At 62.8% G+C, this 20,704-nt stretch carries 19 protein-coding genes and 1 riboswitch; of the genes, 7 read left to right on the top strand and 12 right to left on the bottom strand.

All coding sequences use genetic code 11. The features are described from left to right. Nucleotides 1–62: 62 nt before the first annotated feature. Together ade and VWZ85_RS03720 are read right to left on the bottom strand one after the other, a co-directional pair. Nucleotides 63–1,883: an adenine deaminase gene (gene ade, locus VWZ85_RS03725; RefSeq protein ID WP_416542670.1), complete on the bottom strand. Its 1,821-nt coding sequence runs from the start codon at nt 1,881–1,883 to the stop codon at nt 63–65. Between the two features lie 108 nt (nt 1,884–1,991). Beyond that, complete coding sequence (locus VWZ85_RS03720; protein ID WP_416542669.1) at nt 1,992–2,936, bottom strand: GlxA family transcriptional regulator; 945 nt, start codon at nt 2,934–2,936, stop codon at nt 1,992–1,994. Nucleotides 2,937–3,025: 89 nt separating this feature from the next. Between VWZ85_RS03720 and VWZ85_RS03715 the strand changes: the two genes are divergently transcribed. The 3 genes from VWZ85_RS03715 (at nt 3,026) to VWZ85_RS03705 (ending at nt 7,313) form a co-directional block, all read left to right on the top strand. Beyond that, on the top strand, nt 3,026–4,189 hold the full coding sequence (locus VWZ85_RS03715) for an acyl-CoA dehydrogenase family protein (protein ID WP_416587178.1): 1,164 nt from the start codon (nt 3,026–3,028) through the stop codon (nt 4,187–4,189). A gap of 285 nt (nt 4,190–4,474) precedes the next feature. Beyond that, entirely contained in the window at nt 4,475–6,535 is a 2,061-nt protein-coding gene (locus VWZ85_RS03710) for an acetate--CoA ligase family protein (RefSeq protein ID WP_416587177.1), read from the top strand. Beyond that, nucleotides 6,528–7,313 carry a carnitinyl-CoA dehydratase gene (locus VWZ85_RS03705; protein WP_416541445.1) on the top strand — a complete coding sequence of 262 codons (786 nt, stop codon included), beginning with the start codon at nt 6,528–6,530 and terminating at the stop codon, nt 7,311–7,313. The genes VWZ85_RS03710 and VWZ85_RS03705 overlap by 8 nt, the downstream gene beginning before the upstream one ends. 187 nt (nt 7,314–7,500) lie before the next feature. Here the strand turns inward: VWZ85_RS03705 and VWZ85_RS03700 are convergent, their stop codons facing one another. After that, nucleotides 7,501–8,136: a class I SAM-dependent DNA methyltransferase gene (locus VWZ85_RS03700; protein WP_340547018.1), complete on the bottom strand. Its 636-nt coding sequence runs from the start codon at nt 8,134–8,136 to the stop codon at nt 7,501–7,503. Between the two features lie 73 nt (nt 8,137–8,209). On the opposite strand from VWZ85_RS03700, the gene VWZ85_RS03695 reads away from it, so the two are divergent. Further along, nucleotides 8,210–9,097 (top strand): SDR family oxidoreductase, encoded by an 888-nt coding sequence (locus VWZ85_RS03695; RefSeq protein ID WP_416587175.1) that lies wholly within the window; start codon nt 8,210–8,212, stop codon nt 9,095–9,097. Here VWZ85_RS03695 and dxs read toward each other — a convergent pair. The 6 genes from dxs to VWZ85_RS03665 all read right to left on the bottom strand — a co-directional run bounded on the left by dxs (nt 9,094) and on the right by VWZ85_RS03665 (nt 14,440). Beyond that, entirely contained in the window at nt 9,094–11,022 is a 1,929-nt protein-coding gene (gene dxs, locus VWZ85_RS03690; protein ID WP_416587173.1) for a 1-deoxy-D-xylulose-5-phosphate synthase, read from the bottom strand. The genes VWZ85_RS03695 and dxs overlap by 4 nt on opposite strands. A gap of 59 nt (nt 11,023–11,081) precedes the next feature. Further along, on the bottom strand, nt 11,082–11,966 hold the full coding sequence (locus VWZ85_RS03685; RefSeq protein ID WP_416587171.1) for a polyprenyl synthetase family protein: 885 nt from the start codon (nt 11,964–11,966) through the stop codon (nt 11,082–11,084). Between the two features lie 3 nt (nt 11,967–11,969). After that, nucleotides 11,970–12,227: an exodeoxyribonuclease VII small subunit gene (locus tag VWZ85_RS03680; RefSeq protein WP_061050169.1), complete on the bottom strand. Its 258-nt coding sequence runs from the start codon at nt 12,225–12,227 to the stop codon at nt 11,970–11,972. Next, entirely contained in the window at nt 12,224–13,150 is a 927-nt protein-coding gene (locus VWZ85_RS03675; protein ID WP_416587169.1) for a histone deacetylase family protein, read from the bottom strand. The genes VWZ85_RS03680 and VWZ85_RS03675 overlap by 4 nt, the downstream gene beginning before the upstream one ends. Before the next feature lie 79 nt (nt 13,151–13,229). Continuing rightward, nucleotides 13,230–13,931, bottom strand: coding sequence for a response regulator (locus VWZ85_RS03670; RefSeq protein WP_260102750.1), 702 nt, complete (start codon nt 13,929–13,931; stop codon nt 13,230–13,232). Further along, nucleotides 13,928–14,440, bottom strand: coding sequence for a MarR family winged helix-turn-helix transcriptional regulator (locus VWZ85_RS03665; protein ID WP_260102749.1), 513 nt, complete (start codon nt 14,438–14,440; stop codon nt 13,928–13,930). Before VWZ85_RS03665 ends, VWZ85_RS03670 begins: the two co-directional genes overlap by 4 nt. Nucleotides 14,441–14,599: 159 nt before the next feature. Between VWZ85_RS03665 and VWZ85_RS03660 the strand changes: the two genes are divergently transcribed. Next, complete coding sequence (locus VWZ85_RS03660; protein ID WP_260102748.1) at nt 14,600–15,466, top strand: branched-chain amino acid aminotransferase; 867 nt, start codon at nt 14,600–14,602, stop codon at nt 15,464–15,466. Nucleotides 15,467–15,573: 107 nt separating this feature from the next. Here the strand turns inward: VWZ85_RS03660 and VWZ85_RS03655 are convergent, their stop codons facing one another. Next, complete coding sequence (locus VWZ85_RS03655; RefSeq protein ID WP_340547013.1) at nt 15,574–16,002, bottom strand: organic hydroperoxide resistance protein; 429 nt, start codon at nt 16,000–16,002, stop codon at nt 15,574–15,576. Nucleotides 16,003–16,121: 119 nt separating this feature from the next. On the opposite strand from VWZ85_RS03655, the gene VWZ85_RS03650 reads away from it, so the two are divergent. After that, nucleotides 16,122–16,568, top strand: coding sequence for a MarR family winged helix-turn-helix transcriptional regulator (locus VWZ85_RS03650; protein WP_416537817.1), 447 nt, complete (start codon nt 16,122–16,124; stop codon nt 16,566–16,568). A gap of 9 nt (nt 16,569–16,577) precedes the next feature. Here the strand turns inward: VWZ85_RS03650 and VWZ85_RS03645 are convergent, their stop codons facing one another. After that, nucleotides 16,578–17,513, bottom strand: a complete 936-nt coding sequence (locus VWZ85_RS03645) for a DMT family transporter (RefSeq protein ID WP_416587167.1) — start codon at nt 17,511–17,513, stop codon at nt 16,578–16,580. A 116-nt stretch (nt 17,514–17,629) separates the two neighbouring features. On the opposite strand from VWZ85_RS03645, the gene VWZ85_RS03640 reads away from it, so the two are divergent. After that, nucleotides 17,630–19,132: a malonate--CoA ligase gene (locus VWZ85_RS03640; protein ID WP_416587165.1), complete on the top strand. Its 1,503-nt coding sequence runs from the start codon at nt 17,630–17,632 to the stop codon at nt 19,130–19,132. A gap of 54 nt (nt 19,133–19,186) precedes the next feature. Here VWZ85_RS03640 and aroC read toward each other — a convergent pair whose 3' ends face one another. Then, nucleotides 19,187–20,293 carry a chorismate synthase gene (gene aroC, locus VWZ85_RS03635; protein WP_340547009.1) on the bottom strand — a complete coding sequence of 369 codons (1,107 nt, stop codon included), beginning with the start codon at nt 20,291–20,293 and terminating at the stop codon, nt 19,187–19,189. A gap of 280 nt (nt 20,294–20,573) precedes the next feature. Beyond that, nucleotides 20,574–20,666, top strand: a riboswitch (TPP riboswitch). Nucleotides 20,667–20,704: the final 38 nt, after the last annotated feature.

Raw genomic sequence — 20,704 nt, 5'->3', positions numbered from 1 at the left:
TGCCATCGGATGACGGGGTGGCTCTGGAATGGACACGGGGGCCGGCCGACACGCGCCGGGGGTTAGGACGGCCCGGCGCTTGCGATGACCGGTATCTTCTCGAAGCTGCGCACATCCACCAGCCCCAGATCGGAAATTCGCAGTTCGGGGATCACCACCAGCGCCAGCAGGGAATGCTGCATATAGGCGTTGTTGAGCTTGCAGCCGCAGGTCTCCATCGCCTCGACCATCTTCTGCGCCTTGGCGGCAACCTCCGTCGCGGGGCTGTCGGACATCAGCCCGGCGATGGGCAGCTCAACCAGAGCCAGCTCCTGTCCCTCGCGGAAGATGGTGATGCCGCCGCCCACCTCGGCCAGACGATTGGCCGCCAGCGCCATCTGCGCGCGGTCAGTGCCGACCACGATCATATGGTGGCTGTCATGCGCCACGGTGGAGGCCATCGCCATCTTGCCGCTGTAGCCAAAGCCGGAGACAAAGGCGTTGGTGACGCCACCCGTCGCCCGGTGGCGTTCCACCAGCGCAATCTGGCAGATGTCGCCCGCCTCGGCCAATGTGGCCTCGACCAGCCCGTCCTGCACCGGCAGCTCTGCCTGTAGCGCTTTGGTCGGGGCCTGGTTCTCAACCACACCGATGACATTGGCGGTGATCACATTTGCGCCCTCAGGCGCGGCGATCTCAAAATCCTGAGCACCCAGCTGATGGCCCAGATGCACCGTGCCACGCGCGGTTTCGGGCCAGTCCAGATGCGGGCAATCCACGGTGATCTCGCCATCCTTGGCTACGATCTCGCCACGGGCAATCACCAGCTCGATCGGCAGGGTCTTCAGATCGGAGGTCAGGATCACATCCGCGCGCCGACCCGGGGTGATAGAGCCGATGTCACGCTCCAGCCCGAAATGCGTCGCGGTGTTGATCGTGGCCATCTGCAAGGCAATCAAAGGGTCACAGCCGCAGTCAATCGCGTGGCGCACCACCCGGTTCATATGGCCGTCATTGACCAGCGTGCCGGAGTGGCAATCGTCGGTGCAGAGAATGAAATTGCGCGGATCCAGTCCCTTTTCGGTGATCGCGGTAATCTGCGCCTCAACGTCATACCAGGCCGAGCCGAGCCGCACCATCGCGCGCATCCCCTGTCGCATCCGGGCAATCGCGTCCGCCTCGCAGGTGCCTTCGTGGTCATCCGCCGGACCGCCAGCCACATAGGCTGCGAAATCCGGCCCCAGATCAGGCGAGGCATAATGCCCGCCAACGGTCTTGCCCGCGCGCTGGGTTGCGGCGATCTCTGCCAGCATCTTGGGATCGCCCGCTGCCACACCGGGAAAATTCATCATCTCGCCCAGCCCGATGATGCCCGGCCAGCTCATCGCCTCGGCCACATCCTCGGGCGAAATCTCATATCCGGTGGTTTCCAGCCCGGGCGCTGAGGGCGCGCAGCTCGGCATCTGGGTAAAGATATTGACCGGCTGCATCAGCGCCTCGTCATGCATCAGGCGCACGCCCTCCAGACCCAGCACATTGGCGATCTCATGCGGGTCGGTGAACATCGAGGTGGTACCATGTGGGATCACCGCGCGGGCGAATTCTGCGGGGGTCAGCATCCCGCTTTCGATATGCATATGTGCATCACAGAGGCCGGGGATCATATAGCGCCCATTGGCCTCGATCACCTCGGTGTCGGGGCCGGTGCAATAGCTGGCATCGGGGCCGACATAGGCGATGCGCCCGGCCACGATGGCGATGTCATGATCGGGCAGTTGTTCGCGGGTGTGAACATTGACCCAGACCCCCTGGCGGATCACCGTGTCCGCAGGGCGGCGACCTGCCGCAACTTCAATCAATTGGGGGGCTACATCGGGCCAGCTTGGGAATGCGATATCTGTCATGGCCCAATTGTTCTGATAACCCGCGCAAGCGCAAGACCCCTTGCGCGCTAGCGCAAACAATAGCTGCTTTTTGCAAATCAAGAAAACCACCAGCCTGCGTTGCGGCTGCTATCTCCGGGTGCGGCGCAGGTCTCTTGGCGTTGTGGCAAAGACGCTGCGAAAGGCGCGGGTCAACGCGCTGGGGTTCTCATAGCCGCAGCGCAGGGCGATCTCCGAGATGCTGAAATCCGTCTCTAACACAAGCCGTCTTGCCTGTTTCAATCGCAGATGCCGATATAGCGTCTGCGGCGTTGTGCCCAATTCGCCCTGCGTGCGACGTGCCAGATCCCGCAGGCTCCGCCCAACCCGTCGCGCGACTTCGCCCAGCGGGAGCGGGGTTTCCAGATTGGCCTCCATCACCGCAATTGCACGCCCGACAGAGGCGCTGCGCACGGGTCTGGATGTCCCGGTCCCCCCTGGCTCGCCGCTCAGGAACAGGGTGGCAACATCCAGTCGCAGGGCCTGCCCGTGCTGTCGCGCGATCATGTCGAGGATCCCGTCAAAGGCCGCCATCGCGCCTGAGCATGTCAGCCGGTCCCGGTCCCACAGAAACCGGTGCATCTCGGCCTGAACGGTCGGAAACGCCTCGGCAAAGGCGTCGATCTCCGCGCTGTGGATGGTGGCGCGGTAGCCATCCAGAAGCCCGGCCTCAGCCAGCAGCCAGGCACCGGTATCGAATCCCGCCAATACGCCATAGCGCCGCTGCGCCGCCCGCAACCCGCGCGATGTGGCTTCGGTTGCATGGCGGAGATAGCGGTAGCTCGGCATGGCGATCAGCATATCGCCCTCAGCTTTGCTCAGCGGCGCCTGCGCGCTGACCTCCATCGCCGCCGATGACATCGCGGTATTGCCATCAAGCGTCACGAACCGCCAGGAGTACAGCGGTCGGCCTGCAAACGTGTTGGCGGCCCGCAGCGGCTCCACCGTATTGGCAAGGCAATGGCCAGAGAACTGATCGAACAGCAATAGGTCGATCTGCTGCGTTGCAGCGTGTGGTTTCTTCCAGTTTGGCACGAAAATGTCCGATGCTGCACGATACTGACCGTATCCAGCCCTAGGCTCAGGTCAACGTCAACAGGGATCCCATCACGGGGGAGCAAGACATGCAATTTGGTCTGTCTGAAGAGCAGGCGATGATCGTGGAAACCACGCGCGCCTTTGTCACCAGGGAGCTCTATCCTCACGAGCTGGAGGTCGAACGCAGTGGCCATCTGCCGATGGAACGGGTCCGCGACATCCAGGCCAAGGCGATAGAGGCCGGGCTATACGCCGCCAACATGCCCGAAGAGGTGGGGGGTGCCGGCCTCGATACGCTGACCTGGCTGCTCTATGAAAAGGAGCTGGGCCGCGCCAATTACGCCCTGCACTGGACCTGCGTCGCACGCCCCTCGAATATCCTTCTGGCCGGCACGCCGGAGCAGAAAGAGAGATACCTCTACCCCTGCATTCGCGGTGAAAAATGGGACTGTCTTGCGATGACCGAACCGGGGGCTGGCTCTGACCTGCGCGGTATGACCGCGACAGCGCGCCCGGACGGCGATGACTTCATTCTGAACGGGACCAAGCATTTCATTAGCCACGCGGATATCGCGGATTTTGCCATCGTTTTCATGGCCACGGGAGAAGACGACACAGCGCGCGGCCCGAAAAAGCGGATCACCGCCTTTTTCGTCGACAAGGGTACGCCGGGGTTCACTGTCCGTGACGGCTATCGCAACGTAAGCCACCGCGGCTATACCAATGCAGTGCTGGAGTTCGACGACTGTCGCCTGCCAAAAACCGCAGTGCTGGGCGAGGTCGACAAGGGTTTTGATCTTGCCAACACCTGGCTTGGCGCCACCCGTCTTCAGGTGGCTGCGACCTGTCTGGGCCGGGCCGAGCGCGCCTTTGATCACGCGGTGTCCTACGCCGCAGAGCGTCGCCAGTTCGGCCAGCGGATTGGCAAGTTTCAGGGCATTTCCTTCAAACTTGCGGATATGGCAACAGAGCTGAAGGCCGCCAACCTGCTGACCTGGGAAGCCGCTTGGAAATTCGACCAGGGCAGTGTGACCGAGGCCGACATGTCGATGGCCAAGCTGAAGGCAACAGAAATGCTGGCGATGGTCGCGGATGAAGCGATCCAGATCCATGGCGGTATGGGGCTGATGGATGAACTGCCGCTGGAGCGCATCTGGCGGGATGCTCGGGTGGAGCGCATCTGGGAAGGCACCAGCGAAATCCAGCGTCACATTATCAGCCGGGAGCTGTTGCGTCCGCATGGTGGTTGAAAGCATGGCGGCGAACGGTCTCAGGCTCTACCCGGACGCGTCGGGCGGGCGGGTCAGATTTCGCCTTCGGCGAGGATATTTAAGGCCAGAAGATGCAGAAAGGATCAAGCCCCCGGAAGGGCGCTGCCGCAACCGGGGGCCATCTCCTGGCGCGGTCATCGGCGTCCCCGCCTGTACCGCCTGTCGAGGCTCGTCGATTCTGGTTAATGAAACCCTACCCATCTTCTGGCTCCAAATATCCTCGCCGAAGGCATCGGGGCCTCTGTTCAGGCGGGAGCCGTGGCAATGATACGTGACTTCAGCACTTTGTTTCGGCCCTCTTCCATCGCGGTGATCGGTGGCGGTGCCTGGTGTCGTCTGGTGATCGAACAATTGCAGAAGATCGGGTTTTCCGGTCAGATCTGGCCGGTGCATCCGAAGGCTGCGGAGGTCTGCGGCTTGACGGCGTTTGCATCGGTGGATGATCTGCCCGCCGCGCCCGATGCCAGCTTTATCGGCGTCAACAGACACGCCACCGTCGAAGCGGTAGCGGCGCTCTCTCGCCGGGGGGCTGGGGGGGCGGTCTGTTTTGCCTCCGGTTTTCGCGAGGCCCAGAGGGAGGCCGGTGATGGGGCCGACCTGCAGAACCATCTTTTGCAAGCGGCGGGAGAGATGCCCATCCTCGGCCCTAACTGCTATGGGTTCATCAACTATCTGGATCAGGTATTGCTATGGCCGGATCAGCACGGTGGCGTGCCGGTGGAGCGCGGCGTGGCAATCCTCACCCAGAGCTCCAATATCGCGATCAATCTGACCATGCAGGCGCGTGGGCTGCCGATTGCTTATGTGGTTACCGTTGGCAATCAGGCGCAAAGCGATATCGCACAGATTGCGCGCGGCCTGCTGGAGGATCCGCGCGTAACCGCCATTGGCCTGCATATCGAAGGTGTCCGCGACCTGCGTGCCTTTGAATTGCTGGCGCATCAGGCGGCCGCCTGTGGAAAACCGATCGTGGCGCTGAAGGTCGGACGCTCGGATCAGGCGCAGGCGGCGACGCTGTCCCATACGGCGTCGCTTGCCGGTCAGGAGGCCGGTGCCGATGCGCTGTTGCGGCGCTGTGGTGTGGCACGGGTGGATGATTTGCCGGTATTTCTGGAAACGCTGAAGGTTCTGCATGTGCTTGGCCCCCGCGCCGGATGCCGGGTTGCGACGATCAGCTGCTCCGGGGGTGAAGCGAGCCTTGCTGCCGATCTCGGGCAGGCGCAGTCTGTGGTCTTTCCGCCGTTGTCCGACGGCCAGCATCAGGCGCTGCGCGCAGCCCTGGGCCCGATGGTCGCGCTGGCCAATCCTCTGGACTACCATACCTATATCTGGCGCGATGTGCCTGCGATGACCCGGGCGTTCAGCGCCATGGTGCATCCTGATCTGGATATGGTGATGCTCATCGTGGATTTCCCACGAGCAGACCGGTGTTCGGCCGAAGACTGGGCCTGCACGGTTGAGGCCGCAATAGCAACGCGGGCGCAAACCGGTGCGCCAATGGCCATGGTCGCCAGTTTGCCAGAACTGATGCCCGAAGAGACCGCGCAGCGGCTTCTGGCGGCGGGCGTGGTGCCACTCTGCGGCCTGCGAGAGGCCATGGGCGCGGCGGCGGCGGCCAGTCGTATCGCGGTGCCATCTGATTTGCCCCTGGCCCTTCCAGGTCCGGACTCAGGGGATGGCGACGCCAGTCTGATCCCCGAAGGCCTCGCGAAACAGCGTCTTGCGGCGGCCGGTCTGCGGGTTCCCCGAAGCCACAGGCTAAGCCGTGATGCGCTGGCAGAGAGCCTGCATGACATCGTGTCTGGGGTGGGGTTTCCGCTGGTGCTGAAGGGAGAAGGTTTCGCGCATAAGAGCGAGGCCGGGGCAGTGCGGTTGAACCTCCACTCGCCTGAGGCGGTCATGGAGGCGGCGCAGGAGATTGGCGCGGAACAATTGCTGCTGGAGGAGATGATCACCGGGACCGTGGCCGAGCTGCTGGTGGGGGTCATCAGGGATCCCGCCCATGGGTTCGTGCTGACGCTGGGTGCCGGGGGGGTGCTGAGCGAAGTGTTGCAGGACAGCCTGTCGCTGTTGCTGCCGGTGCATGAGGACATGCTGGAAGAGGCGCTGGATCAGCTGCGCATTGCCCCGCTGCTTGGCGGGTATCGCGGCGGCCCTGCGGCGGATCGTGCCGCAATTCTGCGCGCGATCCGCGCGGTTGAAGGCTATGTGCTTGCCCATCTGGACAGGCTGGAAGAACTTGAAATCAATCCGCTGATCTGTACGACCAGCGATGCCATAGCAGCGGATGCACTGCTGCGAGAGAGGGAAACCACCGATGACTGACACCCCCATTCGGACCCGCCGCGATGGCGCCATTCTGGAGATCACCCTGGACCGTCCAAAGGCCAACGCCATTGATCTGAAAACCAGCGTGGCCATGGGCGAGGTGTTTCGGGATTTTCGCGATGACCCCGACCTGCGCGTGGCAATTGTGACCGGGGGAGGCGAGAAATTCTTCTGCCCCGGCTGGGATCTGAAGGCCGCCGCCGACGGAGATGCGGTGGATGGCGACTATGGTGTCGGCGGCTTTGGGGGCCTGCAAGAGCTGCGCGATATGAACAAGCCGGTGATTGCGGCGGTGAATGGCATCGCCTGTGGCGGTGGTCTGGAATTGGCGCTGTCGGCGGATATGATTCTGGCCGCAGATCACGCGACATTTGCCCTGCCAGAGATCCGGTCGGGCACGGTGGCCGATGCCGCATCAATCAAACTGCCCAAGCGCATTCCCTATCACATTGCCATGGAACTCCTGCTGACCGGACGCTGGTTTGACGCCGAGGAGGCGCACCGCTGGGGGCTGGTGAACGAAATCCTGACTTCAGATCAGCTGATGGATCGGGCCTGGGAGCTGGCGCGGCTGCTCGCCTCCGGCCCGCCATTGGTCTATGCCGCGATCAAGGAGATTGTCCGCGACGCCGAGGATGCGAAGTTTCAGGATGCGATGAACCGGATCACCAAACGCCAGCTGCGCAGCGTTGATATTCTCTATGACAGCGAGGACCAGATGGAGGGCGCGCGCGCCTTTGCTGAGAAACGCGATCCGGTGTGGAAGGGCAGATAAGGCGCCGATGCGGCAGATGACCCCGCTGTTGTCCTGCGATCAACCTCAGCGCAGCCTAGACCCGGTGGGCGCTATTAAGTGTGGGCCCCGGCCCACAGCGAACGTCAGCATAGCTGTGTCGCATCGGATCCTGCATAGCCTCAGCGCTGCGCTTTGAGAGAGATGCGCTGCACAATGCAGGCTGCTCCTAGACCTTGGTAAACACCGCAATCAGCGCCTTGTCCGTGCTGTGGGCGCCGGTGGCTTTGGGACCGTAGATGGCCACCTCCGGCAGGGTCAGCCCACGGATCCAGCCGCCCTTCTCAAGACGTTTGAGAGCCGCAGCAAAGCCGCAGCGGGCGGAAAAACGGGCATTGATGGCAAGCGCAAACACCGACCTCGGTCGGGCAAGGCGCAGGATACCCGGCAGAACCTCTGGTCCGACATGGCCGTGGGTGAAGGTTCCAGAGGAGACGACACCGGCATATGTGTCGCGTGGCACCGGGACGCCGGTGGTCAGATCCGCTTCGATGATATCGCGGTAGACATCCTTGCGCAGTGCCTGTGCCAGCATTTCAGGGCTGATATCGGTCGCATCTATCGGAGCAATGCCCTGCCGCTCCAGCGCGACGCCGCAGAGCCCGGTTCCTGCGCCGACATCCAGAACAGGGCCGCGCCCGTCGGCGGCAGCGAACAGGCGGGCCACCTGATCCGGCAGGATGTAATCCGATCCTGCGGCAAAGCTGCTGTCGTAGCTCTCGGCCCAATCGGCATAGAGCTGCCGGGAGTGCTGCGGCGTCTCCAGCCCGTAGGCGGCGGCCAGCGTGATCTGTTTTTGCGCCATGGCCACAGGAAATGCGGTTTTGACGCTTGAATCAAGTCTTGCACCCGCACAGGCTCGCGCGCATCTATGGCACATGACAAAAACGCTTCTCTGTCTTGGCCTTGGCTATTCCGCCCGCGCATTGGTCCCGCAGCTGCTTCGGGCCGGTTGGCGGGTCATAGGCACCACCCGATCCGCCGAGGATGCGGAGCCTCTTGCAGGCGTTGAACTGATCACCTGGCCCGGTGCCCCCCTCTCGCTGGATGGGGTGACGCATATCCTGTCGTCGGTGGGACCGACCGAGGCAGGAGACCCGGTTCTGGCGGAACTGGCGGATGCGCTGGCAGCCGCCGCCCGTGGCGACACTTTGGAGTGGGTCGGCTACCTCTCCACCACGGCTGTCTACGGTGATCATGATGGCGCCTGGGTGGATGAGGACACAGCCGTCACCCCTTCCAGCCAGCGTGGCCGCTGGCGTGCCGCGGCTGAGACAGGCTGGCAGGCCATCCCCGATCTGCCGCTTCATATCTTTCGCCTCGCTGGGATCTACGGCCCCGGACGCGGCCCCTTTGCCAAGCTGATGGCCGGAAAGGCACGCCGTATCGTGAAACCCGGTCAGGTGTTCTCGCGCATCCATGTGGACGATATCGCACAGGTTATCGCCGCTTCCATCGCACAGCCTGATCCCGGTGCGATCTACAACCTCTGTGATGATGATCCGGCCCCGCCACAGGATGTGCTGGGCTTTGCCGCCGAGCTGCTGGGCCTGCCGATCCCTGCCGAAGTCCCCTTCGATGAGGCCGGTATGACCCCGATGGCGCGCAGTTTCTATGGCGAGAACAAGCGCGTCAGAAACCAGCGTATCAAGGATGATCTGGGGGTGGAGCTGTTTTACCCCACCTATCGAGAGGGCCTGCGCGCGGTCCGCGCCGCCGAGGACCTCGAGACCTTCGTCCCGCCGCAGGAAACGACGGGGGTTTAGGCCCGCTTCTCGCCAATCGTTGCCACACCCAGAACCTCCAGCACCTTGGCCTCGATCTGCGGTGCGTTCATCGCCGCCACCTCATACATATCCGCGGGGCTGGCCTGGTCGATGAAGGTGTCGGGCAACACCATGGAACGGAACTTCAGCCCGCTGTCAAAGACGCCTTCCTCGGCCAGAAGCTGCGCCACATGGGAGCCGAAACCGCCCACTGCGCCTTCTTCGATGGTGATCAGCGCCTCGTGATCAGCGGCCAGCTGCAGGATCATGTCGCGGTCCAGCGGCTTGGCAAAACGTGCATCCGCAATTGTCGGGGTGATGCCTCTGGCGGCAAGCGCCTCGGCGGCCTTTTTCACCTCACCCAGCCGGGTGCCAAAGGACAGGATCGCCACGCGTTTGCCCGCCTGGATCATCCGGCCCTTGCCGATCTCCAGCACCTCCGGCACCTCGGGCATATCAACACCTTCGCCCTCACCGCGGGGGTAGCGGAAGGCAATCGGGCCGTCATCATAGGCGGCAGCGGTGGCTGTCATATGGGCCAGCTCGGCCTCATCAGCGGCGGCCATCACCACCATGCCCGGCAGGTTGGCCATATAGGCAATGTCGAAACTGCCCGCATGGGTCGCCCCGTCCGCACCGACCAGACCGGCGCGGTCGATGGCAAAGCGTACGGGCAGGCGCTGGATCGCCACGTCATGCACCACCTGATCATAACCGCGCTGCAAAAACGTGGAATACATCGCACAGAAGGGCTTCATCCCGCCGGCGGCCAGCGCGGCGGCAAAGGTCACGCCGTGCTGCTCGGCTATGCCGACGTCAAAGCAGCGCGAAGGGTAGCGTTCGGCCATCAGGCTCAATCCGGTGCCATCGGGCATCGCCGCCGTGACGGCGCAGATCTTGTCATCCTCAGCCGCCAGCCGCACCAGCTCCTTGCCAAAGACCGAGGTATAGGAGGGCGCGTTGGAGGGCGCTTTCTTCTGTTCGCCGGTCACCATGTCGAATTTTGCGGTGGCGTGGCCCTTGTCGCGGGCGCGTTCCGCCGGGGCATAACCTTTGCCCTTCTTCGTCAGCACATGGATCAGGATCGGACCGGTGGCGCGCGCCTTCACGGTGCGCAGGACCGGCAACAGCTGGTCCATATCGTGACCATCAATCGGCCCAAGGTAAGAAAAGCCCAGGCTTTCAAACAAGGTGCCGCCCACCGCCATGCCCTTCAGCATATCCTTGGCGCGCTTGGCGCCCTCGCGGAGGGGTTCGGGCAGCAGGGATGCGGCCCCCTTTGCCACCGCTTTCAGTTCCTGAAAGGGTTCTTCGGCATATAGGCGCGACAGATAGGACGACAGCGCGCCAACCGGCGGCGCAATCGACATTTCATTGTCGTTCAGAATGACAATCAGCCGCTTGCCCAGATGGCCTGCGTTGTTCATCGCCTCAAACGCCATGCCGGCCGACATCGACCCATCGCCGATGACGGCAATTGCATCGCCGCTGCCTTCGGGAATGACACCGCCCAGATCCCGTGCCACGGCAAAACCAAGCGCGGCGCTGATCGAGGTGGAGCTATGGGCCGCGCCAAAGGGATCAAAGGGTGATTCCGAACGTTTGGTGAAACCGCTCAGCCCGTCCTTCATCCGCAATGTGCGAATGCGGTCGCGGCGACCAGTCAGGATTTTATGCGGATAGCACTGGTGCGAGACGTCCCAGATGATCTTGTCGCGGGGCGTGTCAAACACCGCATGAAGCGCGGTGGTCAGCTCGACAACACCCAGACCTGCGCCCAGATGGCCGCCGGTGACGGAAACGGCGGAAATGGTTTCCTGCCGCAGTTCCTGTGCGACCTGCGTCAGCTGTGCATCGCTCAAGGATTTCAGATCCGCCGGGCGGGTGATCTGATCCAGAAGAGGGGTCTGGGGCCGGTCTGACATGGCAGCTCCTTGAGCGTTTGGCGGGCGTTTGGCTCTGACGAGGCGCGGTCTCTTGCGGCTCAGCTATCGCGCGAGATAACGAAGCGCGCGGTTTCCTTCAAGGTTTCGGCGGCATGACCATAGGGGGTCAGCGCCTCACAGGCCTGTTCCATCAGGGTTTTGGCGCGATCCTTCGCCGCGTCCAGCCCCAGAAGAGACACAAACGTGGCCTTGCCCGCTTCCGCATCCTTGCGCACGGCCTTGCCGACCTTGGCAGCATCGCCTTCCACATCCAAAATGTCATCGGCAATCTGAAAAGCAAGGCCAAGCGCATCGGCATAGCGTCGCAGCGGGCTGTCATCCGCCCCGGCCATGACCGCGCCAGCGGTCGCGGACCAGGCAATCAGGCAGCCGGTCTTGCGGTTCTGCAACTGGGTGATCTGATCCAGATCCAGCGGCCGCGCAGCGGTTTCAGCAGCGATATCCAGCATCTGACCGGAGACCATACCATCCTTGCCGGAGGATTGCGCCAGCCCGCGGATCAGGGTCAGCGCATGGGGTCCGATCTTGGGATCGGCAAGCAGCTCAAACGCAAATGTCTGTAAACTGTCCCCGGCCAGAACCGCCATCGCCTCATCCCATTTCCTGTGAACGGTGGGCTGGCCCCGGCGCAGATCATCGTCATCCATGCAGGGCAGATCGTCATGCACCAGCGAATAGGCGTGAATACATTCGATCGCCAGCGCCGCTTCAAGCGCGGCCTGTTCGGCAACCCCATGCAGGCGCGCGCTTTCCAGAACCAGAAACCCGCGCAGCATCTTGCCGCCGGTGATGGCATAGCGCATGGCCGCATGCAGCGGATCATTGCCGCCCAGCCGGGCCTCCATATGGGCGGTGATCAGGGTCTGGGCTTCTTTCAGCGCCAGGGCAAAGGGCCGGCTCTGCGTGTCTGCGGCGGCGCTCATGACTCAGCCGGCATCCAGCGGCTGGGTCCCGGTCGGCGTGCCTGCGGCATCTAGCGTGATTGCCGCCACCTTTTCCTCGGCCCGCTTCAGCTCGTCCTCGCAGCGCTTCTTCAGCGCGGCACCGCGCTCATAAAGCGCAATGGACGCATCCAGCGCCACATCGCCGCGCTCCAGCTGATCCACCACGGTTTCAAGCGCGCGCATCGCCTGCTCAAAACTCAGCTCGTCAACGGGTGTTTCTGGACTGGTGGTGTCGGTCATCTGCCTGCCTCTATCAATTCTTCCACATGGGCTTTGGCCGCTGCGGCCAGCGCGTTCAGATCATATCCACCTTCCAAAGTCGAGACGATACGCCCCGCGCAGATCTCCGCCGCCAGCGTGCAGAGTTCGCGGCTGAGCCAGCGGAAATCCTCGGTGCTCCAATTGAGTTCGGCCAGCGGATCATCCTGATGCGCGTCAAAGCCGGCGGAGATGACGATCAGCTCCGGCTTGAAGGTCCGCAGCCGCGGAAACACCTGATCGACGTAGGCCGACCTCATGTGCACGCCCCCTGATCCGGGTGGCAGCGGCAGGTTCAGGATCTGGCCGTGCGCGCCGTCTTCCTCAGGGCGACCGGATCCCGGCCAGAGCGGCATCTGCTGGCTTGAGATGAACAGCGCCCGCGGCTCGTCCCACAACAAATCCTGCGTGCCATTGCCGTGATGCACGTCGAAATCCACCACCGCCACACGCGCCAGCCCATGGTGATCCAGCGCATGTTTTGCCGCCAGTGCGGCATTGCCAAAGAAGCAGAACCCCATCGCGGTCTCTGTCTCGGCATGGTGGCCGGGCGGGCGCACTGCGACAAAGGCATTCTGAACCTCGCCCGTCAGGACCATATCGACCGCGCGTACAGCTGCCCCCGCCGCGCGAAACGCCGCATCCAGCGATCCGGGCGACAGGAATGTATCGCCATCAATGCGACCAAACCCCTCCTGCGGCAGGCTGCGGCGCAGCTCCTCCAGATAGCTCTTTGGGTGAATGCGCAGGATATCGTCTTCCGCCGCCATCGGCGCGGTGACCCTGTGCAGGTCCAGCCCCGCCAGCGCATGCAGCACATGCTCCAGCCTTGGCACCCGCTCGGGATGGCCCTCGGGCGTCACATGCAGCAGGCAATCTGCGTGGGTTAACAAAGCGGTCGCCATGGCGCGTCCTTTTCTTCTGGCCGGAAATATCCCCGCCGGAGGCATGAAATCGCCGCGCAGCGGCTCCGGAACTCTGGGCCTAATCCGGTGCCAGCATATATCCTGCGCCGCGCACCGTCTGCAGATATTGCGGCTGCTTCGGGTTGGGCTCGATCTTGCGCCGCAGCCGGGTGATCTGCACATCCACGGCGCGTTCCTGCGCCTGACCACGGTCGCGGCCCAGATCCTCGACCAGTTTGGTGCGGCTCACCGGCTCGCCCGGACAGGCGGAGAAGATCTTCATCAGCTGGTTTTCGGTGCCGGTCAGTCGGATCAACTCCTCACCCTGCCACATCTCGCCGCGCTCGATATCATAGCGGATCGGTCCCAGATGCAGCACTTTGGGCGCGGCATCCTGGGCCGTGGGCTCAGGCATCCGCCGCAGGATTGCATTGATCCGCAACAACAGTTCTTTTGGCTCGAACGGTTTGGACAGATAGTCATCCGCGCCAGCTTCCAGCCCCTCGATCCGGTCATCCGTTTCGCCCTTGGCGGTCAGCAGCAGGATCGGGGTGCTCAGGGTTTCGCGCAGCGACCGGGTGAGCGAGACCCCATCCTCGCCCGGCATCATCACATCCAGGACGATCAGGTCGAAATCCAGCCCCGACAATACCCGCCGCGCATGAGCGGCATCGCGGGCGGCGGTGACCAGAAACCCGGCGCGCATCAGGAACTTCTTCAGCAGGCCGCGAATGCGCTCATCATCATCGACAATCAGCAGATGGGAATCGAACCGGGTCATGTGCCACTCTCCCGCAGCTTGGCATAGGCGCGCCGCATGTCGGCGTCCATCATCGCTTCCAGCACGCGCTTGAAGCCCTGCACCGCTTCCGGGCCGGCATCCTTGTAGGCGGTGCGCATCCGGGCGCGCTGCGCATCCGAAAGCTTGGCCTCCAGCGCACGCCCCTTGTCGGTCAGAAACAGATGCCGCTCGCGCTTGTCGGTGACCCCGACCCGGCTTTCCACCAGACCATCACCGATCAGGGCCCGCAGCACCCGGTTCAGCGACTGTTTGGTCACCCCCAGAATGCTCAGCAGATTATTGACCGTCGTGCCCGGTGCTCGATTGATAAAATGGATCGCCCGGTGATGTGCCCGACCATAGGCCATCTCAGCCAGAATACGATCCGGGTCTGCGGTAAATCCGCGATAGGCAAAGAACATCGCCTCAATGCCCTGCCGCAACTGCTCATCCGTCAGAAACAGCAGGCTTTCGCCGCCAAATCCCTGCCCCGGTCGCCCTTCTGCCATGGGTCTCTCCCCTGTTGTGTTGAGGCCATTTTAAGTCAGCGTTGTTGACATTCCAAGTCTGAAGATGTATCGAATCGCAGGTTTAGCGCAACATTATGTCCGAACCGGTCATATAATGCGCAACTTCTGGAAATTGGGCGAGGCATTAGGAGGTGCGCCATGGCGGGTTATGATGATCGGGACGGTTTGATCTGGATGGACGGGGAAATGGTCGACTGGCGCGATGCCAAGGTCCATATCCTCAGCCACGCGATGCATTATGCCTCCTCCGTCTTCGAGGGGGAGCGCGCCTATAATGGCAAGATCTTCAAGAGCCGCGAGCATTCGGAGCGTCTGGTCGCCAGCGCAGAAGCGCTGGATATGCCGATGCCCTATACCGTGGATCAGATCGAAGCCGCGAAGCAGGAAACCCTGAAAGCCAGCGGATTGCAGGATGCCTATGTGCGGGCCGTTGTCTGGCGCGGCTCGGGCGAAGACATGGGTGTCGCTTCGGCGAAGAACCCGGTGCGCATGGCCATCGCGGTCTGGGGCTGGGGCGCCTATTATGGCGATGCCAAGATGCAGGGCGCCAAACTGGATATCGCGGAATGGAAACGACCAAGCCCGGAAACCATCCCGGTCCACGCCAAGGCGGCAGGTCTTTACATGATCTGCACCATCTCCAAGCACAAGGCCGAGGCCAAGGGCTGCTCGGATGCGTTGTTCATGGATTACCGTGGCTATGTGGCGGAGGCGACCGGCGCCAATATCTTCTTCGTGAAGGATGGCGAAGTGCATACGCCGAAACCTGACTGTTTCCTGAACGGCATCACCCGACAGACCGTAATCGGTATGCTGAAGGATCGCGGTATCACCGTGCATGAGCGCCACATCATGCCGGAGGAACTGGACGGGTTCGAACAGTGCTGGCTGACCGGCACCGCCGCCGAAGTCACCCCGGTTGGCCAGATCGGTCCGCACAGCTTCGAGGTGGGCGAGATGACACGTGAGATCGCCAAAGCCTATGAGGAGCTGGTGCGCAGCTGACCCTGCGCCCGGAACGCCAGATCGCTGTTACAATGCAAAAGCGCGGGGAAAACCCCGCGCTTTTTCCGTATCAGCCCCCTTTGGGGGCCGTGGGCATGGTGCCGGGATCAGACCAGCTCGGTGGTGACGGTCACATTGCCGCGCACCGCGTTGGAGTAGGGGCAGATCTTGTGGCCTGCCTCGGTCACCGCCTTTGCCTCCTCGGGGGAGAGGCCGGGCAGGGCCACCTTCAGTGCAACGGTGAGACCAAAGCCGCCTTCGTCGCGCGGGCCAATGCCGACCTCGGCGTGGACCGACACGTCATTCGGTACCTTGGCGAGGCTGTCGTCCTGAGTGGTCGCGAATTTCATCGCGCCGATGTAGCAGGCCGCATAGCCGGCAGCGAACAGCTGCTCGGGGTTGCTGCCCTTGCCGCCGCCACCCATTTCCTTGGGCGGATCCAGATCAAAGCTGAGGTCGCTGTCGTGGATGCTGGCTTTGCCATCGCGGCCACCGGTTGCGGTTGCTGCGGCTGTGTAGACGGGAGAAACACTCATGATGGGATCCTTTCCTGTGTCACTGTCGAAGTAAATTACATCGCGTGCGATATAAATGGATCCTCCGGCGCAAAGGTCAAGTCCTTGAAGAAGGATCGTGCACGATTTAAATTGCACCCATGACCGATACGCCAACATCACCCATACCAGATACGCCGGATCTCCTGTGCTTTGCGATTTATTCGGCAAACCACGCGCTGACCCGGCTCTATCGCCCGTTGCTGGCGCCGCTGGGGCTGACCTATCCTCAGTATCTGGTGTTGATCTCGCTTTATCACACCGATGGGCAGACCGTCGGCGCGTTGGGCCAGCAGCTGGACCTGGAAACCAACACGCTGACACCACTGTTGAAGCGCATGGAGGCTGCGGGGCTGCTGGCACGTGTGGCCAACCCAGAGGATGATCGCAGCCGTCTGGTGCAGCTTACAGCGCGGGGGCGGGATCTGGCGGATAACGCAGGCGAGATCACCTCCTGTATCCTGAAGGAACTGGGGGGCGACCTGCAGGATCTGCTGGACCTGCGGGACCGCATCAACGGGTTGCGCGCCCGTCTGGAGGCGGACTAGCCGCCAGCCTCAACCCTTGGGATCGGTAACCGACCGCGCCTTGCCGCGTTCCAAGCCCAGACGGCTCTCGCGCCAGATTACCAGCACATTGCCCGCGATCACCAGCCCGGCACCGATCAGCATCACCAGCGTCGGCAGCTCATTGAACCAGATATAGCCCAGCAGAATGGCAAACAGCATCGAGGAATAATCGTAGGGCGCCAGCATCGACGCCGGGGCAAACCGATACGAGGAGGTGACCAGAATCTGTGCCACCCCGCCAACCAGCCCGGCGCCGATCAGCAGCGCCAGCGTAACGGGGTCAGGCCAGACCCAGCCAAAGGGCAGCGTGCATAGCGACAGGATCGAGGCGGTCAGCGAGAAGTAGAACACGATGGCGGCCGTATGTTCCGTCATCACCATACGGCGGATATGGATCTGTACCAGCCCGCGCGCCACCGTCGCGATCAGGATCAGGATGGCCCCCAGGGTCGCGGTATCGCCCAGATCTCCGCCCCCCAGTCGCGGCCAGAGCATCACCAGAACACCGATCAGACCGATGATCACCGCGCTGATCCGGATCAGCCGGATCCGCTCCCCAAGCAGAAGTGCGGCCAGAATCAGCGTGAAGATCGGCGTTGCATAACCAATCGCGGTGACTTCGGGCAGTGGCAGCATCCCCAGCCCCATGAAGGTCATCCCCATCGCCGTCGTTCCCAGGATGCCACGCAGGAAATGCCCTCCGGGCCGCGATGTTTTCAAACCACACGGCAGCTGGCCGCGCAGGGTCAGCCAGATCAGGATCACCGGAATGGCAAAAAACGATCGGAAGAACACCGCCTCACCCGCGGGCACCACATCCGATGTCGCCTTGATGATCGCCGACAGCCCGGTGAACAGGGCAATGGCCGCCAGTTTCAGCGCAATGGCACGGCCCGGTTGATGCGATGTTAAGGATGTCACCATGCGCAGACCCTGCGCCTGCGGATCAAAAAGTGCAACGGGTTGATTTTACCACCCGGCTTTGTCCAAGGTCGCGCAGGGTCATGAAACCCAACCGCACCGCCGCAAGGAGCCCCTGAATGTATGACGCAAATCCCCTGATCCATCATCTGCGCGCCGCCTCTCTTGGTCGCGAGGATGCCGTATTCGCCACCCGTCCCGGTGCCGATCCGCTGCGCTATGGGGATCTCTTCGCCGGGGCTGAGCGTATGGCGGCGGCGCTTGTTTCACGTGGAGTCCAGCCGGGGGATCGTGTCGCGGCGCAGGTGGAGAAATCCCTTGCCGCGATTGAGCTGTATCTGGGTGCGGTGATGGCCGGGGCGGTGTTTCTGCCGCTTAACCCTGCCTATACCGATGCGGAGGTGACCTATTTCATCGGTGATGCAACGCCGCGCGTCTTTGTCTGCGATCCGGCGCGGCGTGAGAGTTTGCGCGCGGTCGCGGGCGAGGCAGCCGTGCTGACGCTGGATGGCGATGGGCAGGGCAGCCTTATGGAGCTGGCAGCGGGGCAGGCCGGGTTCGATCCGGTGGCGCGGATCCCATCGGATCTGGCGGCGATCCTCTACACGTCCGGCACCACGGGCCGGTCAAAGGGGGCGATGCTCAGCCATGAAAACCTCTATTCCAATTCACTGACCCTGCGGGATCACTGGCGCTTCACCGCTGAGGATGTGCTGATTCATGCGCTGCCGATATTCCACACGCACGGGCTGTTCGTGGCGACCAATGTGGCGCTTCTGGCGGGGGCGCAGGTGGTGTTTCTGCCCCGGTTCGATGCCGAGGCCATTCTTGCAGCTCTGCCGACATCGACCGCGCTGATGGGGGTGCCGACCTTCTATACGCGGCTGTTGGCGCAGGCGCAGCTGACCCCAGATCTGGCGGCCAATATGCGCCTGTTCATTTCCGGCTCGGCGCCGCTCCTGGTGGAGACCCACGAACAGTGGGAGGCGCGCACAGGTCATCGCATTCTGGAACGCTATGGGATGACGGAAACCAATATGAGCACCTCAAACCCCTATGATGGCGCACGCATCGCAGGCACTGTCGGCCAACCGCTGCCGGGGGTGGAGGCGCGGGTGATGCTGGAGGGACAGGAGCTGCCGCAGGGCGAAATCGGCGTGCTGGAAGTGCGCGGTCCGAATGTGTTCCAGGGTTACTGGCAGATGCCGGAGAAAACTGCCGAGGAACTGCGCCCGGATGGCTGGTTCATCACCGGCGATCTCGCGAAGATTGACGACAGCGGCTATGTCACCATCGTCGGCCGGGAAAAGGATCTGGTGATCTCCGGTGGCTTCAACGTTTACCCAAAGGAGGTTGAGACCCTGATCGACGATCTGCCGGGGGTGTTGGAAAGTGCGGTGATCGGCGTGCCGCATCCCGATTTCGGCGAGGCCGTGGTGGCGGTGGTGGTCCCGACAGAGGAAGGCACCGATGCTGCGGCCATTCAGGCGGCTTTGTCCGGGCAGCTGGCAAAGTTCAAACAGCCCAAACATGTCGCGCTGATGCAGGAGCTGCCGCGCAACACGATGGGCAAGGTACAGAAGAAAGCGCTGCGCGAGCGCTTTGCCGGGCTTTTCACCTGATTTGGCCGTCACCCCCGTCTCGCGTCTGATCTTGGCGGCGAGACGGAGACAGGATCAGCCGCCGATGTGGCCCTGGTTTTCCCCCACCTGACCGCGATGCAGCAGCAGGTGATCGAGGATCACACAGGCCATCATTGCCTCTGCCACCGGCACCGCACGGATGCCGACGCAGGGGTCATGGCGGCCCTTGGTGATGACCTCGGCGGCGCTGCCATCCTTGCGGATCGACTGGCGCGGCGTCAGGATTGATGACGTGGGTTTCACCGCAAACCGGACGACAACATCCTGCCCGGTGGAAATCCCGCCCAGAATGCCGCCGGAATGGTTCGACGAATAGATCGGCTGACCATCATTGCCGAGGAAGATCTCATCGGCGTTTTCCGAGCCTTTCAGACGCGCGGCGTTCATGCCTTCGCCGATCTCGACGGCTTTGACAGCGTTGATCGACATCATTGCGGCGGCCAGATCGGTGTCCAGCTTGCCATAGATCGGCGCGCCAATGCCTGCGGGTACGCCACGGGCGACAACCTCAATCACCGCGCCAACTGAATCGTGTTCCTTGCGCAGCCCCTGAAGGTAGTCTTCCCAGTCCTGCACTGCCGCGGCATCTGGGATCCAGAAGTCATTCTGGTCGATGGCGTCCCAGTCGAACCGGCTGCGGTCGATCTCCATCTCGCCCATGCGGGTCATGTAGCCTTTGATCTCCAGCCCTGGCACCAGCGATTTGATCGCCTCCCGAGCAACACCGCCAGCGGCCACGCGGGCCGCCGTTTCGCGGGCTGAAGACCGGCCACCGCCGCGATAGTCGCGGTTGCCGTATTTCTGAAAATAGGTGATGTCGGCATGGCCCGGGCGGAAGGTCTGGGCGATATCGCCATAGTCCTTGGAGCGCTGATCGGTGTTTTCGATCATCAGCTGGATCGGTGTGCCTGTCGATTTGCCCTCGAACACACCGGAGAGGATTTTCACCGCATCGGGTTCGTTGCGCTGGGTCATGTTCTTGTTCTGACCGGGGCGGCGTTTGTCGAGCCACTGCTGCAGCATCCCGGCGTCGACCGGGACATTGGGGGGGCAGCCGTCAACCGTCGCACCCAGAGCGGGTCCGTGGCTTTCGCCCCAGGTGGTGACGCGGAACAGATGGCCAAAGCTGTTGATCGACATGGGCGCGGTCTCCTTTGCGAAAGTGCTTAGCGGGGGTGGGCGGCACCCTCAAGGGGTTTCCTGTTTCGCAGCGCGGGGCGGGGGCGCTGCCCCCGCCGCCCACAGGGCGGCTCCCCCGGGATATTTCCGGCCAGAAGATGGGGTGGGTTAACCTTGCAGAAAGGACAGCCAGACTCCCCCAATGTTTCGCGTGCGAAACAATTGGTCAGCCTTGCTGTCATTCTAGTGAGGGGTGCGGGCCCGCTATCGCTTGTCTTTCAGCTGTCCGGCCCCTAGGGTGCGCGCCACCTCGGGGTGCGTCATCGACGCTGAGATCACACCCGTAGAACCTGAACCGGCTAGAACCGGCGGAGGGAAGGTATGGAATGGCTCCACCCTTGCCCCACGTCGCATTGGAGGCCGCATTGGAGG

The sequence above is a fragment of the Phaeobacter sp. JH20_29 genome (genome assembly GCF_048056175.1).
Taxonomy (GTDB): domain Bacteria; phylum Pseudomonadota; class Alphaproteobacteria; order Rhodobacterales; family Rhodobacteraceae; genus Phaeobacter; species Phaeobacter bryozoorum.
Note: the sequence above shows the minus strand (reverse complement) of the source record. Positions and strands in the feature narration are given on the sequence as shown.